At 67.5% G+C, this 16904-nt stretch carries 14 protein-coding genes; 6 read left to right on the top strand and 8 right to left on the bottom strand.

What is annotated here, in order from left to right:
* The first annotated feature begins 96 nt into the window (after positions 1-96).
* Positions 97-609 (top strand): GNAT family N-acetyltransferase, encoded by a 513-nt coding sequence (locus RIF23_RS15380; protein ID WP_310913245.1) that lies wholly within the window; start codon positions 97-99, stop codon positions 607-609.
* A gap of 35 nt (positions 610-644) precedes the next feature.
* On the opposite strand, the gene RIF23_RS15385 is transcribed toward RIF23_RS15380, so the two are convergent.
* A complete protein-coding gene (locus RIF23_RS15385; RefSeq protein WP_310913246.1) occupies positions 645-1880 on the bottom strand; it encodes an ROK family transcriptional regulator in 1236 nt (411 codons plus the stop codon).
* Positions 1881-2135: 255 nt separating this feature from the next.
* Here RIF23_RS15385 and RIF23_RS15390 point away from each other — a divergent pair, with 255 nt between their 5' ends.
* From RIF23_RS15390 to RIF23_RS15410, 5 genes are all read left to right on the top strand, one after another.
* Positions 2136-3419 carry an extracellular solute-binding protein gene (locus tag RIF23_RS15390; RefSeq protein ID WP_310913247.1) on the top strand — a complete coding sequence of 428 codons (1284 nt, stop codon included), beginning with the start codon at positions 2136-2138 and terminating at the stop codon, positions 3417-3419.
* A gap of 77 nt (positions 3420-3496) precedes the next feature.
* Positions 3497-4486, top strand: coding sequence for a carbohydrate ABC transporter permease (locus RIF23_RS15395; protein WP_310913248.1), 990 nt, complete (start codon positions 3497-3499; stop codon positions 4484-4486).
* On the top strand, positions 4483-5352 hold the full coding sequence (locus RIF23_RS15400; RefSeq protein WP_310913249.1) for a carbohydrate ABC transporter permease: 870 nt from the start codon (positions 4483-4485) through the stop codon (positions 5350-5352). Before RIF23_RS15395 ends, RIF23_RS15400 begins: the two co-directional genes overlap by 4 nt.
* A gap of 153 nt (positions 5353-5505) precedes the next feature.
* Positions 5506-6966, top strand: coding sequence for a glycoside hydrolase family 3 protein (locus tag RIF23_RS15405; protein WP_310913250.1), 1461 nt, complete (start codon positions 5506-5508; stop codon positions 6964-6966).
* A 153-nt stretch (positions 6967-7119) separates the two neighbouring features.
* Complete coding sequence (locus RIF23_RS15410) at positions 7120-7572, top strand: RrF2 family transcriptional regulator (RefSeq protein WP_310913251.1); 453 nt, start codon at positions 7120-7122, stop codon at positions 7570-7572.
* A 318-nt stretch (positions 7573-7890) separates the two neighbouring features.
* Here RIF23_RS15410 and RIF23_RS15415 read toward each other — a convergent pair whose 3' ends face one another.
* The 7 genes from RIF23_RS15415 to dapA all read right to left on the bottom strand — a co-directional run bounded on the left by RIF23_RS15415 (position 7891) and on the right by dapA (position 16727).
* Positions 7891-8238: a helix-turn-helix domain-containing protein gene (locus tag RIF23_RS15415; protein ID WP_310913252.1), complete on the bottom strand. Its 348-nt coding sequence runs from the start codon at positions 8236-8238 to the stop codon at positions 7891-7893.
* A gap of 157 nt (positions 8239-8395) precedes the next feature.
* Positions 8396-8899: a CinA family protein gene (locus RIF23_RS15420; RefSeq protein WP_310913253.1), complete on the bottom strand. Its 504-nt coding sequence runs from the start codon at positions 8897-8899 to the stop codon at positions 8396-8398.
* A 19-nt stretch (positions 8900-8918) separates the two neighbouring features.
* Positions 8919-9557: a CDP-diacylglycerol--glycerol-3-phosphate 3-phosphatidyltransferase gene (gene pgsA / locus RIF23_RS15425; RefSeq protein ID WP_407659481.1), complete on the bottom strand. Its 639-nt coding sequence runs from the start codon at positions 9555-9557 to the stop codon at positions 8919-8921.
* 796 nt (positions 9558-10353) lie between these two features.
* Positions 10354-11295, bottom strand: a complete 942-nt coding sequence (locus tag RIF23_RS15430) for a helix-turn-helix domain-containing protein (RefSeq protein WP_310913254.1) — start codon at positions 11293-11295, stop codon at positions 10354-10356.
* A gap of 208 nt (positions 11296-11503) precedes the next feature.
* The gene (locus RIF23_RS15435; protein ID WP_310913255.1) at positions 11504-14008 is read right to left on the bottom strand and encodes a DNA translocase FtsK; all 2505 of its coding nucleotides are present in this window, start codon (positions 14006-14008) and stop codon (positions 11504-11506) included.
* A gap of 59 nt (positions 14009-14067) precedes the next feature.
* On the bottom strand, positions 14068-15753 hold the full coding sequence (locus tag RIF23_RS15440; RefSeq protein ID WP_310913256.1) for a ribonuclease J: 1686 nt from the start codon (positions 15751-15753) through the stop codon (positions 14068-14070).
* The gene (gene dapA / locus RIF23_RS15445; protein ID WP_310913258.1) at positions 15750-16727 is read right to left on the bottom strand and encodes a 4-hydroxy-tetrahydrodipicolinate synthase; all 978 of its coding nucleotides are present in this window, start codon (positions 16725-16727) and stop codon (positions 15750-15752) included. The genes RIF23_RS15440 and dapA overlap by 4 nt, the downstream gene beginning before the upstream one ends.
* Positions 16728-16904 lie beyond the last annotated feature (177 nt).

Genomic DNA, 16904 nt, shown 5'->3' on the forward strand with positions numbered 1-16904 from the left:
GCAGCGGGAGCGAGCCACACCGCCCAAAAAACCGGTGGCGTTCCCGGGGCAGGGTCCGGCACCTTCCTCGAAGGGACGAGTAGCGCGGAGGTTGGCATGGAACGCCTGCGGATCCGGGACGGCTGCCCGGGAGACGCGCCCCGGCTGGCGGAGATCGCCCGGTCGGCTATGACCCTGTTCGCAGAGGTCGGCCTGCACCTGCCCCCGGACGACCCCGAGGCCGAGCTCGTCGAGGCGCGGTGGGTGCTCGTCGCGGAGCTTCCCGGGGCCAGGCCTGATCCGGTCGGATTCGTCCAGCTGGTCGAACTGGACGCCCATGCCCACCTCCAGGAAATCAGTGTGCATCCCCGGTACGGGCGTCGTGGTGTGGGCAGCGCACTGGTCGACGCCGCCTGTGGCGCGGCGCGGGGGCGGGGATATCGCTGGATCACATTGACGACGTTCGCCGAGGTGGCGTTCAACGGCCCGTGGTATGCACGTCTGGGTTTCCAAGAACTGGATCGGGGCCGGTGGGGCCCACAGTTGACGGCACAGTGGGACGCGGAAATGGCAGCTGGAATCGGGGTGGCTCCCCGGATCGCCATGCTGCGTGACCTCGCCGCGGCCTGACCGCGGCGGCCGACGCCGTGCGCTGTCCCCAGGAGTCACTCGGTCGTGGTGCTGAACAGCTCCTCCCGGGCCGCGTCCAGGGCGGAGAGGACGGCGCCACGCAGCACCGGGTTCCCATCCACCTGGCTGAGTTGGATATCGGGGGCCTCAAGTCCCAGCCGCCGGGTCTCCTGGCGAATCCGCTGCGCCAGGTCGTCGCCACCGGCGCGAACGACGTCGGCCCCCAGAACGATCAGCCCGGGGTCGAGGATCACGGAGACCGCGGTGACAGCCCGCGCGATCCGACGGCTCATCTCGTCCAGGAACGCCTCGCCTCCGTCCGTGCCGGACCGGGCCGCGGTGAAAGCGACGGACACGCTGTCGGAGGGCAGTCCGTGCTCCGCGGCGAGGGCGCAGGTCGCCCGGGCACCGATCAGGGACTGAAGGCCATAGCCCAAGGCCGGGTGTGGCGCGGGTTCGCCGTGCCCGTGGTACCCCTCCGGCAGGCCAACCTCTTCGGGCAGGGGCGCCCCAGGTACGGGCAGCCAGCCGATCTCGCCGGCGCCTCCGGCGTGACCACGATGGAGCTGCCCGCCAAGCATGATGGCCATACCGACACCGGCCCCGATCCACAGCAACACGAAGTCGTCGGTGTTTCGAGCCGCCCCCAGGGACCGTTCCGCGAACGCCGCCAGGTTGACGTCGTTCTCGATGATGACCGAGCGCTGGAGGTCGGCCCGGAGGAGTTCCAACACTCCCTCGTGCCAGGACGGCAGGTTGAACGAGAATCGGATATCGCCAGTTCGTGGATCCACGACACCCGGCGTGCCGATCACGAAGGCCCGCAGCCGGTCCAGCGGAACCTCCGCTCGTTCCACCAGCCGCATGACCGTGGTGTGCACCGCGGACACCGGATCGGACTCCCCGGCGAGATCGATGGTCGACTCGGTGACCACCTGGCCGGTGATATCGGCGATCGCCGCGGTCACCTGCTGGGGCCCCTCGGCCGTGACCTCGGTTGGCCCCACATCCAGTCCCGCAACGTAGGCACTACTGGGAACCACGTCGTACAGCGCGGCGTTCGGCCCCCGTCCGCCCGCCTGCGCACCGACGATGTGGACCAGCTCGCGTTCCTGGAGTCGGGACAGCAGCTGGGAGGCTGTCACTTTCGACAGTCCCGTCGCCTGTCCGAGCTGGGTCCGCGTCAACGGTCCGGTGGACATCAACAGCTCCAACGCGGCGCGGTCGTTGAGCTGTCGCAGCAATCGCGGCGTGCCCGGACGTCGAGACATAACCGTGACACTCCCATCCCTATTTATTAGGAAAGTTTCTTGTTAGTTTAAACACCCATCGCCCACTTGGAGGGCACCAGGCCCCTGTGTCTGGCGTGGCTCCAGGTCGGCTCCGGCACATCACGTGCCACTCAAGCACGAATCCCGCACAAGTTACGAAGCCCGCACAGCGTTCGTGGCCGACGAGACATCGACCGGGGGGCGTTACTCGCGAAGCTAGCCGCTTGGCGTGGGCGATCGTGAAGGGAGAATCAGGTGAGACTCACACACATCGCAGCAGCAGGTTCCGCGCTGGTCTTCGCCACCGCCTGCGCAGGTAACGGCGACGGCGGCGACGTCGATCCCGGGGACGCTCCGGAAGAACTCACAATCTGGACCATGGGCGGAGCCACCGAGGAGAGCGAGGAGTTCTTCGAGGAACTCCGCGACGAGTGGTCGCAGGACTATCCCGACACCTCCCTCAACGTCGAGTACATCCCGTGGGACGAGGCCCAGGACTCCATCACCAACGCGCTCGCCGGCGGCGACGCCCCGGACGTCCTGGAAGCCGGAAACGACCAGGTGTCCAACTGGGCCGTCCAGGGGGCCATCCTCGACCTCGACGAGTACGTGGCCGACTGGGACGAGGCTGAGGACATCAACCAGGAGGCCATGGACTACGGCTCCTACGAGAACACGCAGTACTCGGTTCCTCTCCACCTGGCCGTGCGCACCCTGATCTACCGAGCCGACTGGCTGGAGGATCTGGGGCACGACGCCCCGGAAACCTGGGACGAGCTGGTCGAGGTGGCCGAGGACATCGAGGACGAACACGGAGTGCTCGGCTTCGGCGCCCCCACCGACTTCACCAACGGCATCGCCAGCTTCATCTGGAGCAACGGCGGGGAAATCGCCACCAGCGAGGACGGCGCCGAGTGGGAGGGGCAACTCACCGACCCGGCCACCGTGGAGGCCATCGAGTTCTACACGGACCTGACGAACGACTTCTCCCCCGTCTACACGGGAGAGAACGAACTGATCGCCCAGGCAGACCTCGCCAATGGTGAGCTGGGCATGTACATCGACGGGAACTGGGCCTTCGACGAGATCGCGGACCAGGCCGAGGACCCGGACATGGTGGACAACCTGGGGGCAGCTCCGATCCCCGGTGTCGACGGGATGGCCCCGGCCTTCGCCGGTGGATCCAACCTGACCGTGTTCAGCACGGCTGACGACCCGGACTTCGCCTTCGAATTGCTGTCCACCTGGGCCTCCAAGGACATGGCCGCAACCTGGGCCGAGTACACCGGCTTCTTCCCCGCCTACCCGGAGCTGCTGGACGAACCACAGTTCCAGGAGGACGAGGTCGCCCAGGCCTCGGCGGAGCAGTTGGAGAACCAGCGGTACTTCCCGGCCACGCCGAACTGGACCGATGCCGACTTCGAAGGCAAGATCATCCCGGGCGCGGTGCTGGACATCGCGGACGGAGACAACGCCGAGGAGCGGCTCGCCGAGGCGAATGAGGAGCTCACCGAGGTCCTCAACCAGGAGACCGACTAGGACCTCCCACCGACCCGCGGGCTGGTGCCGCCCCTCCCTGGGCGGCACCAGCCCCTGCCTCCGCTCGCGAGATGACTATGGCTGAATCCACCGCACCGGCCGCCACGACGCGCGCCGAACGACGCCCACCCGCCCCGCTGCGGCTGCTCAGCGTCATTCCCACGCCCTACCTTCTGATCGCTGCTCCCCTGATCATCCTGAGTGTCGTCCTACTGTGGCCGATCATCCAGATGGTCTGGTACTCCCTCAGCGACTACACCCTGCCGGATCTGGCCCGCGGAGACGCGCCGGAGTGGAACAACTTCGAGCACTACCGCCAGCTGCTCACCGACGCCGAGTTCTGGACCATCTTCCGGAACACGGTGCTGGTCGTGATCGCGATGGTGGCCGGGGTACTCACCCTGGGCACCCTGGTGGGCCTCCTGCTGCACAAGCTACCGCGGTGGTTCTCCACCGTCGTGGCCACCGGAATGATGCTCGCCTGGGCCACCCCGCAGATCAGTGCCTCCCTGATCTACCGCTGGCTGTTCCTCCCCGAACGCGGCCTCGTCAACTACACGCTGGCCAACTTCCCGGAATGGCTGGTCGGTACGCGCTGGGGTGAGTTCTGGACCACCTTCAACTGGTTCCTCCAGCCGCTGTCCCTCTTCACCATCCTGGCCATGATCATCATCTGGCAGGGCTTCCCCTTCGTCGCCGTCACGGTGCTGGCCGGCCTGAAGAGTGTTCCCTACGAACTCTACGAGGCGGCGCGCGTTGACGGGGCGAGTGCATGGCGCCAGTTCTGGAGCATCACCTACCCCGTGCTGCGCCCCCTGTTCGCCCTGCTGTTGGTCCTCCAGATCATCTGGAACTTCCGGATCTTCACCCAGCTCTACATCCTCGCGGGCGGATTCCAAAACCGCGATGTGTACCTGTTGTCCTACTACATCTACCAGCAGGGATTCCGAGACAACCCGCCGGACTACGGCATGGGATCGGCCCTGGCCGTGACGATGACCATCCTGATCCTCATCGTCTCCGCCTACTACCTGCGCATGATGATCCGACAGGGAGAAACCCGATGAGCCCGCGCAAGGCACTGCGGTCGGTCGGCCTGTACGGAGCCGGAGTCGTGGTCCTGATCTTCGCCGTCTTCCCCGTCTACTGGATGGCGGCCACCGCGTTCCGTCCCCAGGGCGAGATCTTCACCCGCGAACCCACCCTGTTCCCGACCCGCATCACCTTCGACCACTTCGACCGGGTGTTGTCGGGACAGCTACTGCCGGGGGTACGGTTCTGGGACTTCCTGATCAACAGCCTCATCGTGACCGTCGGTTCGACCGCGATGGCCGCGGTGTTCGCCCTCATGGCGGCTGTCGCCGTGGCACGGTTCAAGTTCCGGCTGCGCTCGGCGTTCATCATGCTGCTGATGTTGATCCAGATGGTGCCCATGGAAGCGATCATCATCTCGCTGTTCCTCAACTTCCGGCACCTCAGCGACGCCACCGGGCTGGAGCTGCTGGGCAACCTCAGCGGAATGCTGGTCGTGTACCTGGCCGTGGCCCTGCCCATCACCATCATCATGCTGCGGGGCTTTGTCGCCGCGGTTCCTCCCGAACTGGAGGAGGCAGCAGCCATCGACGGAGCGAGCGGCTGGACGATCTTCTGGCGCATCCTCATGCCGCTGGTGGCACCGGGCCTCATCGCCGCCAGCATCTTCGCCTTCATCACAGCCTGGAACGAGTTCATCGTGGCCCTGACCTTCCTGGGCCGCAGCACCGAGTACTACACCCTGCCCTTGTCCCTGTCCTACTACTTCGGCCGCACCGGAACCGAGTGGGGGGCCATCATGGCCGCCTCAACCCTGCTCACGCTCCCGGTCATGCTGTTCTTCCTGTTCGTGCAGAAACGCATGGTTTCCGGACTCACCATGGGGGCGGTCAAGGGCTAGCCCCTCCTCCCCGGCCCGTTGACCGCCGGGCGCCGCGCGCCGCCAGGGCCCCACCCGGCGCGCGGCGCCACATGTCCGGAGCCGACGGTCCGCGCCCCAGTCCACCCCACGCCGCGTTGACGCGTGGACAACGTGAACGGATGAAACCTCGAGATGTCACAAGACGCCACCCTGGACCGACTCGCCAACGCGACCCTCCTCGTGCCCTTCCCCGGAACCGAGGCCCCACGCTGGCTCCTGGACGGACTCGCGGAGGGCTTTGCCGGGGTCTGTCTCTTTCACAACAACATCGCCAGCCCAGAGCAGGTGTCTTCCTTGGTGTCCCACCTGAACCGTGCGGCAGAGGCCCCGATCGTCTCGCTCGACGAGGAGGGAGGCGACGTGACCCGGATTGGCCACCTCCAGGGCAGCGCCTACCCGGGCAATGCCGCCTTGGGAGTCGTGGACGACCTCGAGCTGACCCGGCGGGTCCATCACGCCCTCGCCACCGAGCTCGCCGATCTGGGTGTCACCCTCGACCTCGCTCCCTCCGTGGATGTCAATGTCGCCGAGGACAACCCGGTGATCGGGACCCGCTCTTTCGGCTCCGACACCGACCTGGTCGCCCGCCACGCGGCCGCCGCGGTGTCCGGACTTCAGAGTGCGGGGGTGGCGGCGTGCGCGAAACACTTTCCCGGCCACGGAGCCACCCACCAGGACTCCCACGAGGTTCTTCCCGTCGTTGACGCCGCCCCCGACCTGCTCCACAGCCGGGAGCTACAGCCGTTCCGAACGGCAATCGACGCGGGAGTGGCCAGTATCCTCACCGCGCACATCCAGCTCCCGTCCCTGGGGCTCACCGGGCCCGCCACCCTCAGCCGTGCCGTGGTCACGGACCTTCTCCGGAAACAGCTGGGGTTTACGGGGGTGGTGATCTCGGATGCCCTGGAGATGCGGGGAGTCTCCGCCGACATCGGAGTCCCCGAGGCTGCGGTACGGGCCCTCGAATCCGGTTGCGACCTGTTGTGCCTGGGCCGCTACATCTACGACACGGACATCGCCACGGTACGGGAGGCCATCACCACGGCGGTGCGCTCTGGGCGCCTCCCGGGCGAACGCCTGGAGGAAGCAGCATCCCGTGTCGCCACGCTCCGCTCCCCCACCCCGACCGTGACCCCACCGACCCACGAGCGGGCGAGTGGGCTCGACGGTGCCCGCCGTGCACTGACGGTGGAGGGGGATCTACCGGACCTCAATCACCCCGAGGGGCCCGTGGTCGTGGAACTGGACGTGCCACCAATGGCGGCGGTGGGTGAGGTGCCCTGGGGGCTTGGCCCCTGGTTCCCCGAAACACGGCGCCTGCGCCCCGAACACACCACTGTGGACGAGGTACGCGCTGCGGTGGGTGACCGTCCCCTGGTCCTCGTAGTCCGAGACGCGCACCGCCACGAGGACACACGCAACCTGGTGACCGAGGTGTGCCAGGCGTATCCGGACACGGTCGTGGTGGACATGGGGGTTCCGGTGTGGCGGCCGCAATGTCGTGCCTATATCCGCACCTATGGGGCCGCCCGTGTCAATGCCCAGGGCGCGGCGGAGGTCCTGCGCACGCGGGTGGCCGCGCCCGTGCACTGACGAACGACCCCATAGGCGCGGGCCCACACCCGCTCCCATTAGGGTGGAATTCACGCCCGCTGAACGTCGAACAGGCCCGACCCTGTGCACCATGCCAGCATTCGCACGCGGGCGATGCACAGGAGCGGGCGGGAAGCGCGAGATAATCGCGATATGCGTCTGTCCGCACGAGTTGACTATGCCCTGCGTGCCGCGGCCGAATTGGCCGCAGCCGACGGCGGTCCGGTGACCGCCGAACAGCTCGCACGCGCCCAGGCCATCCCCGGAAAGTTCCTGGAGAACATTCTGACGCAGCTCCGTAGAGCGGGGCTCGTTCGCAGCCAACGTGGTCCGGTTGGCGGGTACTGGCTCGCCAAACCGCCCGCGGACACCTCGCTGGCCGACGTGATCCGCGCGGTTGACGGGCCGCTGGCGAACGTTCGGGGGGAACGGCCCGAGCACGTGGACTACGGCGGTGCGGCACGCAGTCTCCAGCGCGTCTGGATCGCCCTGCGCGCCAACGAGCGTGCGATCCTGGAGTCGGTCACCCTGGAACACATCGCCACGGGTGAACTTCCCGGAACGATCCAGGACCTCACCCAGGACCCGGACTCCTGGGCCAGTTAGATCTGCCCCCGCACAGCGGCCCATCGGGGTGAACCGGGGGCCCACCCGCGACCTCCGGTTCCCGGACCACTCGGGGAATCCGGGTCACCGGCCGGCCGCCCGGGTCCACGCGATGACGCGGATGCGGAAGGGATGGATGCCACACGCGGGGCCTCGGGGAACCGCTGTGTCCCCTGCGTCCGGCCTGCCGGGCACAGCCGGCAGGCTCCCACGACGGTTCCATCTCCAGGGCTTCCCAGACCGGGCCTACGCCGCGCGATCCCGACCGCGCCGGTAGGGCACACCCCGATGGAGCGCGCCCGGCACCGCCGGTGTGGCTCAGACCCCGACCATGTCGGGCACCTCCGGAAGCTGGTCCGGAACGGTGCCGATGTCGAACCGTTCGGCTGCCGGAACGGATCCTGGGGAGAGCATCGCTGCCTCTTGCAGCTCGGCCAGCGCCAGTTGATCCCCGACCTCGCGCAGAACCTGGGAGAGGGGGACTCCAAGGGCAGCACAGACCGACGCCAGCAGTTCGGACGACGCCTCCTTCTGCCCACGTTCGATCTCCGACAGATACCCCAACGACACCCGGGCCTCAGCCGACACCTCACGGAGGGTTCGGCCCTGCCGCTGCCGAAGCTGCCTGAGCACCTCGCCCAGGAGGTGACGAAGCAGGACCATCATTCGCGCTCCCTCCCACCGGTAGCGACCAACATACACATACCGTACCTGTCCCTGGAGTGACCGTCGCACCTCAACGTCGGCTGTTCGCTCGAGGGTTAACGCGATCCTCCCTCGTGTTTGTTCCCCGCTGCCATGGCGGGGAATCGCACATCGAGGCCTACGCCGCCGCGGGAGCACGTTCGAGAACGGTGACCAGGAGCTCCAGAGCCGCGTGTACCGCCTGTTCGCGCACGTCCTCGCGGTTGCCCCGGGCCGCCACGGTGACGCTGGACACCTCCCCCTCCGGGTCACACACCGCCACATAGACGGTTCCGGGCGCCACCCCATCCTGCGGATCGGGCCCGGCTACTCCAGTCACGGCGAGCCCGTACCCGGCGGTGAGTACCTGGCGCACCCCCAGGGCCAGAGCCTGGGCCACCATGGGGTCGACGGCGCCACGGGTCGCCAGAAGATGCGGGGAGACGCCCAGCACCCGTTCCTTCACCTCAGTGGCATAACAAACCACGGCGCCGCGAAAGTAGGCCGACGCGCCCGAGCGCTGCGTCAGCCTCGCCCCGATGAGACCGCCGGTCAGGGACTCCGCCACCGCGAGTGTGGCACGGAGCCGCTGCATTTCCGTAGCAGTTCGCGTCACCAAAGCCTGGGGCTCAGGGGCGTCCATAACTGGTCCTTCCCGCCGTTCAGGAGGAGTCCTGAGCGTTGGGATGGGGCCGCAGGGCCGTCACTCCGCCGGACGCGTCCCGCCGCAGGCGGTAGGCCTGTACCACATAGTCCAGCCCCGTGATCACAGTGACCAGGAGAGCGGCTGCCATCAACACCTGGGGAACGATCATAAGCGCTGCCGGCAGCGGGAAGAGGAACGCTGCGATCGCGACAACCTGGAGTACGGTCTTGATCTTGCCGCCGCGACTCGCCGGAATGACGCCGTGCCGCAGGACCGCGTACCGCAGAGCCGTGATGGCCAGTTCCCGGCCCAGGATCACCAGGGTTACCCACCACCAGAGCTCGGAGAGCATACTCAGCACCACGAGCGCGGCACCGGTGAGGGCCTTGTCGGCGATGGGGTCCGCAAGTTTTCCGAAGTTGGTGACCAGATTGCGCCGGCGGGCCAACTCCCCGTCAATCCGGTCCGTGACCGAGGCGAGCACGAACACGGTGAAGGCCGCAAACCGCCACAGCGGATCCTCGAAGAACATGCACACGACGAAGAGCGGAACCATGGCCAGTCGGGTCATGGTGAGTACGTTGGCGATGTTCAGCGTCGGTGCGCTGCCCCCCGGGTATCCCGGAGTGGCGACCGAGTCCCCGGATGTACTCACAGCCTCCCCCGATCGGTTCCTGACCATGTGCTCCCAGCCGTCCGCAGCCACGCGTGCGCGCCGAGTCCGGCCCACCAGCCGGGCCACGTGCATCGCGAGTGGCCCGCAGCCACCGTCCCTGTCGTCAAAGCACACCCGGCATTCCCACCACCACCCCGCCCCTCTGGAGGCTCTGGAGGGGGCCGCGCCCGCCACCGCGCATCACCCGGACCGGGCGGCTGCACGCCTCGTGGCTGTTGTGAAGCCACCGTGACCGCTGTGCCATGAGCTCCTCCACCGGCTGGCCAGTCCGCCCACCGGGCCGTGCGCCCGTTGTCCGGGTGGGGCTGACCTGGACATACCGGATTGGTGTGGTGCCGTCACCCTCGGAGTAGCCGAAGATCCGGTCAGCGTCAAGCGCCTGCCGGCCGACCACGGCCGCGGCCCGCCCAGACAGTGGCGGTTGGCAACCGGCTATGACTGTCGTACCAAATCCACAGTATCCCGGGCCGGCGTTCGGTTCAGCCTCCGTGCGCCAGCTCCGGGGCCCACCTGCGGTTGCGACACCGGAAACACCAGCACCACGGGCATCAGCCACAGTGCCCACGTGATAGCTCACCGACTCCTGGGGCTGACGGGACACAGCCGACACCCGGGCTGGGACACACCGTTCCGGAAGCCGGCGCGCACCCGCGCCAGTGGAGGGAGGAGACAACATAGCCTCCAAGCGTACCGATGCCGGCCCGCCGCACCACATCCCCACCCCACGACGCGCCGCACCCATAGCTCCCACGCCCGCCGTAGCGGACGTGGAGCCTCATTCGGCGGATCCGTCCTGGTGAATGCCGTCGGTGTTGACGGTGATGAGAGAAACACCACCCTGGCGTTCCGGTGGCTCCAGGATCTCCCCGCTGGCCGTCACATGGACGCCACCCGCGTTTCCCAGCCGAAGGCTCAACTGTTCTGGCCCCCGCCACCCGCGGCTCTGTCCCTCGGTCAGGATCCCCGCGAACAGCTCGCCGCCGTGGCTGTTGCGCACGGACAACCAGGTCCGTTCCACCGCGCGCACCTTGACCGCCGCCGTGGGCTGTGTGGTGACGTCGTACCGTTCCGTGGAAGCACGCTCGGCCGAGGTGTTGTCCCCGGCCTCGAGAGTGTCCGGCGGGGCCGGGGACACGCTCCGTTCGACGGGACCTTCCTGCTCCTGGGTCACCTCCGACGGGGCGGACCGTTCGGTGGAGTCGTACGAGCCGAACAGCGCCTGGGCCACCCCCAGCAGCAGCACCACGACCGAGGCCAGAGCCATGAGCAGTGTCCAGCGCACGCGGGGTGGCTCGGTTCCCTCCGCACTCCGGTGAGCACGGAAGATCTCAGCGGCCCGCATCCGTCGCCGGGGAGCGCTCTGAATGGCTTCGGAGGTGGCACCCGCGCTGCCGGCCCCACGGGGGCCGGCAGCGGCTCCGACCGTGCCGACCGCGCCGGTCTCCGGAGGCGGATGCGGGCCGCCGGCGCCCCCGCTCGCCGGCACCGCCCGCACCTGCTCGGCAAAGTCTGCGAGCAGCGGCTGCGGGTCCAGTCCAAGGGTCCGCGCAAGTTGCCGGATATGTCCGCGAGCGTAGAAGTCCCCGCCACAGGGGCCGAACTCGTCCCGTTCGATCGCGGCGATGACCTGGCCGCGGATACGGGTTCGCTCTTCGAGGGCCGCTATGGACAATCCGGATCGCGCTCGAGCTTCGGCGAGACACTGTCCGATCGTCATCCGCCCGTTCTCCTCCATCTGCGGGAGTCTCCTGAGACCGCGGGTACACGTGGAAACTAGTCAGTCACCTACTGTAGTAACACGGTTGGGGCTACGTAGCGCTCCCGGGACAGCGCCGCGCAAAGATCGCGTGTACGGGGGGTATGGTCGCCCTGGGTGTCGTCGTTCCCCGGCCACCCGACAGACAGCATGGTCCTACTCGATGGTCCTACTCGCCGCGGATCCGCGCGAGCACCTGCGGAAGCTCGTCTGGGGATACGAGAACGTCACGCGCTTTGGAACCCTCGCTGGGCCCCACGACGTCGTTACTCTCCATCAGATCCATGAGACGCCCGGCCTTGGCGAAACCGACCCGCAGCTTGCGTTGCAGCATCGAGGTCGAACCGAACTGTGTGGTCACGACCAGTTCCACGCCTTGCAGCAGCAGTTCGAGATCTTCACCGATCTCCTCGTCGATCTCCTTCTTCTTGCTCTCGGCGGCGCCCACATCCTCGCGGTAACTGGGCTCGGCCTGCTTCTTGCAGTGGTCCACCACCGAGCGGATTTCCTTCTCGGTGACCCAGGCGTTTTGCAGCCGAATCGTCTTGCTGGCTCCCATCGGGAGGAACAGCCCATCACCCTTGCCGACGAGCTTCTCTGCTCCCGGCTGGTCGAGAATGACTCGGCTGTCGGACAGGCTGGAGGTGGCGAACGCCAGCCGGGAGGGCACGTTCGCCTTGATCAGCCCCGTGACCACATCCACACTGGGACGCTGTGTGGCCAGCACGAGGTGGATTCCCGCCGCACGCGCCAGCTGCGTGATCCGGACGATGGCGTCCTCGACGTCCCGCGGGGCCACCATCATGAGGTCCGCCAGCTCGTCGACGATGACGACCATGTAGGGATACGGCTCGTAGACCCGTTCGCTGCCCGGCGGTGCGGTCAGCTCGCCGGAACGCACCGCGGCGTTGAAATCATCGATGTGTCGGTATCCCGACGCGGCAAGATCGTCGTACCGCCGGTCCATCTCCCCAACGACCCACTGCAACGCTTCGGCTGCCTTTTTCGGGCTGGTGATGATCGGGGTCAGCAGGTGCGGGATCCCCTCGTACATGGTCAGTTCGACCCGTTTGGGGTCCACGAGAATCAACCGGACCTCGTCTGGGGTCGCCCGACTCATCACCGAGGTGATCAGTCCGTTGATGCAGGTGGACTTACCGGCACCGGTCGCACCCGCTACCAGAATGTGGGGCATCTTCGCCAGGTTGGCCACCACGTTGGCACCCTCGACATCCTTGCCGAGTCCCACGAGCAGTGGATGCTCCTCACTGGTGGCCTCTGGGGAACGCAGGACGTCCCCCAGACTCACCACATCCTTGTCGCTGTTCGGGATCTCGACACCAATCGCCGACTTACCGGGGATCGGAGACAGGATCCGCACGTCGGCACTCTTGACGGCCAGGGAGATGTTCTTCGTCAGCGCGGTCACCTTCTCGACCTTGACCGCCGGCCCCAGCTCGATCTCGTAGCGGGTCACGGTGGGGCCGCGTGTGAAGTCGGTGACCTCCGCATCGATCTTGAACTCCTCCAGGACCCCGGTCAGGGCGGACACCACAGTGTCGTTGGCCTTGGTGCGAGGCTTGGGGGGGCTTCCGGGCTGAAGCAGGCTCGCCGGCGGCAGCTCGTAGTCGCCCTCGACCACGCGTGCCGGAATCGCCAGCTGCTCCACATTCTGGGGTTGGGGGGTGGGCTCTGGTGCCGGCTCGGGGACGGGTGGCTGCTCCCCGGAGACCACCGGGCTGTCGTAGGGACGCTCGGTCGTGCCAACGCTGGACTCCTCGGTCTCCGAGACGCGAGCAGCGGCCGCCTGCTTCTTGGCCGAGCGTTTGCGGGAGCCCCGCGCAGCACCCTCGGTTTTCTCCCCGGGCAACAGATCGGCTCCGGAGTCGGGGCCGTCCGGGCGGACGAAGTGCGGCGCGACCAGGCTACGTAGACGTTCGGGGATCCGGTAGATCGGTGTGGCGGTGAGCACCAGCAGCCCGAAGATGACCAGGAACAGCAACAGTATTCCGGTGACCCACGCCGTGGCGAGTTGGCTCAGTGGCCCGGCTGCCACGAAACCGATCATGCCCCCCGCACGCTGGATGGCCTCGGTGCCGTCAGCGGGCCACGGGACCCCGTGCCCGATGTGGATCAGTCCCAGAAGGCCCACGATCAGGGCAGAGGCCCCGATCGAGATCCGCCCCACGTCGGTCTGGTTGTTGCCCGGAGTGCGCATGAGGCGCCAGGCCACGGGCAGGAACAACAGCGGCAGAACCGGGGAGAACGCGCCGAAAGCACCGGCGACGATGACCCGGGTCCACTCCAGCAGCGGCCCGGAGGTCTCCCACCAGACCGCGGCGGCGATCAACAGGCCCAGAGCGAGAAGGACCAGCCCGATCCCGTCGCGGCGCAGATCGGGGTCGAGGTCTTTGGCGCTGCGACCCACGAGCCGCACCAGTCCGCCCACAGTGTGGGCCAGGACCCGCCACACCATGAGCATGCCCTGGCCCAGGAGTCGCACAAGACCCGCCAGCGGCCCCTCAGCCTGGGCGGATCCCTTCCGAGCCCCACCCGCCGTGGACTTCCTCGTACCGCCCGAGGAGGTGCCCTTCTTCTTGCCCGTGCTGGCCGAACCAGACCGGGTTGCGGTAGAGGCGGAGCGCTGGGGGGACTTGGGCGCACGGGTGGCCATGGCCCGTAGGATACTCGGCTCGCCAGCACCACGGGCCGCGACACGCCGTGCGCGGCGCTCTAGACCTCCACCACCACCGGCACGATCATAGGACGACGGCGATACGTGTCGTTGACCCACCGCCCCACACTGCGCCGGACCAGCTGGCGCAGCTGGGTGGGGTCGGTGATCCCGTCGGCTGCGGCCCGGTCCAAGGCACTCTGGATCCGCGGTAGCACCTCGTCGTAGGCCTCGGCGTCGATCCCGGAGCCACGCGTGTGGAGTTCGGGATCGCTGAGCAGCTTACCCGTGGTGGAGTCCACAGCGATGACGACGGAGATGAATCCCTCCTCACCGAGAATGCGCCGGTCCTTGAGTGCGGACTCGGTGACATCGCCCACGGACAGACCGTCGACGTAGACGTATCCGCACGGCACGGCCCCGGTGACACGGGCCCGCCCGTCGACGAGGTCGACGACCACACCGTCTTCGGCGATCACCACACGGTCCTTGGGAACTCCGGACAGCTGCGCCAGTTCGGCGTGCGCCCGCAGGTGTCGCCACTCCCCGTGCACCGGCACCATGTTTCTGGGACGCACCATGTTCAGGACGTAGAGCAGTTCGCCCGCGGGGGCGTGCCCGGAGACGTGCACCAGCGCATTGCCCTTGTGGACGACTGTCGCCCCCCAGCGGGTCAGGCCGTTGATCACCCGGTTGACCGAGTTCTCGTTTCCCGGAATGAGGGAGGAGGCCAACAGGACCGTGTCTCCCTCCTCGATCCGGATCTGGTGATCGCGGTTAGCCATCCGGGTCAACGCCGACATGGGCTCGCCCTGGGAGCCGGTGGAGACCAGAACCACCTCGTCGGGTGGCAGATCGTCGAGGTCCCGAACATCGACCAGCAGGTCTCCGGGAACACTGAGGTAGCCGAGGTCGCGGGCGATGTTCATGTTGCGCACCATCGAACGCCCCACGAACGCGACTTTGCGGCCGTGGGCGGCGGCCGCGTCGAGCACCTGTTGAACCCGGTGAATATGGGAGGCGAAACAGGCCACGATGATGCGCTTGTCCGCCCGGTCGAACACCTGGTCCACCACACCGGCGATGTCGCGTTCACTGGTGACGAATCCGGGAACCTCGGCATTGGTGGAATCGCTCAGGAGGAGATCCACCCCCTCGTCTCCCAGCCGGGCGAACCCCCCGAGGTCCGTCAGCCGACCGTCGAGGGGCAGCTGGTCCATTTTGAAATCACCGGTGTGCAGAACCGTCCCGGCCGGCGTCCGCAGGGCGAGTGCCAGCGCATCGGGAATCGAGTGATTCACGGCGAGGAACTCGCAGTCGAAGGCCCCGAAACTCCGCCGTTCTCCCTCGGCGACCTGGACCAGCTCCGGCTTGATGCGGTGCTCCCCCAGCTTCGCCGAGATCAGGGCCAGGGTGAGCTTGGAGCCCACGAGCGGGATGTCGGGACGCTGGCGCAGCAGAAACGGAACGGCTCCGATGTGGTCCTCGTGGCCGTGGGTGAGGACCACGGCTTCCACATCGTCCAGCCGGTCGGCGATGTGGTCGAAATCCGGAAGGATCAGATCGACCCCGGGCTGCTCCTCCTCCGGAAACAGGACGCCGCAGTCCACGATCAGCAGCCGGCCGTCGTACTCGAAGACGGTCATGTTGCGGCCGATCTCGCCCAGGCCCCCGAGTGCGACGACACGCAGGGCCTGCTGCGGCAGGGGCGGCGGAGCGTCCAGCTCCGGGTGGGGGTGACTCATGCGGATCCCTCCGGCAACGACTCGACACCGACAGCGCTGGCCGGCACCGCCTGGTGCGGCGCCAACCCGATGGGGCCCTTGACTCCCGCGGCGGCCAGGTCCTCACGCAGCAGGGTGCGCAGCTCGGTGGAGGCATCCGCCAGCGGGGTACGAACGGAGCCACCGGGCAGGCCGAACATGTCCAGGACCGCCTTCGTGGTGATGACACCCTGGGTGCGAAAGATTCCCGTGTAGACCGGCGTGAGCCGACGGTGAATCGACAGCGCCAGCTGGGTGTCCCCCGAGGTGTAGGCGTCGATCATCTCGTGGAGGTCGGAACCCACGATGTGACCCACCACGCTGACGAATCCGGCCGCTCCGATGGACAGCAGCGGCAGGTTCATCATGTCGGTGCCGCAATAGTAGGCCAGATCCGTACGGGACAGGACCCAGGAGCTGGCTCCGATGTCGTCCTTGGCGTCCTTGTTGGCGATGATCCGGGGGTGGTCCGCGAGCCGCACCAGGGTCTCGGAGGCAATCGGGACACCGGTGCGCCCCGGAATGTCGTAGAGCATCACCGGCAGCTCGGTACTGTCGGCGATCGCCGTGAAGTGCTGGATCAGCCCTTCCTGGGGTGGCTTGTTGTAGTAGGGAGTTACCGCGAGCAGCCCGTCGGCTCCGGCACGCTCCGCCGCCGTGGCCAACTCGATACTGTGGCGGGTGTTGTTGGTGCCAACACCGGCAACGATCGTCGCCCGGTCCCCCACGGCTTCGACGACCGTTCGTAGCAGCCGGTCCTTCTCCTCGTCATTGGTCGTCGGTGCCTCCCCGGTGGTGCCACTGATGACGAGACCGTCATTGCGCTGCTCATCCACCAGGTACGTGGCCAACCGGGCGGCCCCGTCGTAATCGACTTCCCCGCCTTCGTGCATGGGCGTGACCATCGCGGTCAACATCTGGCCGAACGGCGCGTTCGGCGTGTTGCTGCCTACCATGCACCAAACCGTATCGCTAATATGCGCCACCCGTGGCCACGCGAACCGCCCTCACCCGGTGTTTTGCCCGGACTCGACCGGTTCTGGCGGTTCCACCGACGAGACATCCCGCGCCCCAGCCTGGGACCGCGTTGCCCATGGCTCGCCCGCAACACAGCGGCACGATACGTTCCACCG

It is taken from the genome of Lipingzhangella rawalii (assembly GCF_031628175.1).
In the GTDB taxonomy this organism is placed as follows: Bacteria; Actinomycetota; Actinomycetes; order Streptosporangiales; family Streptosporangiaceae; genus Lipingzhangella_A; species Lipingzhangella_A rawalii.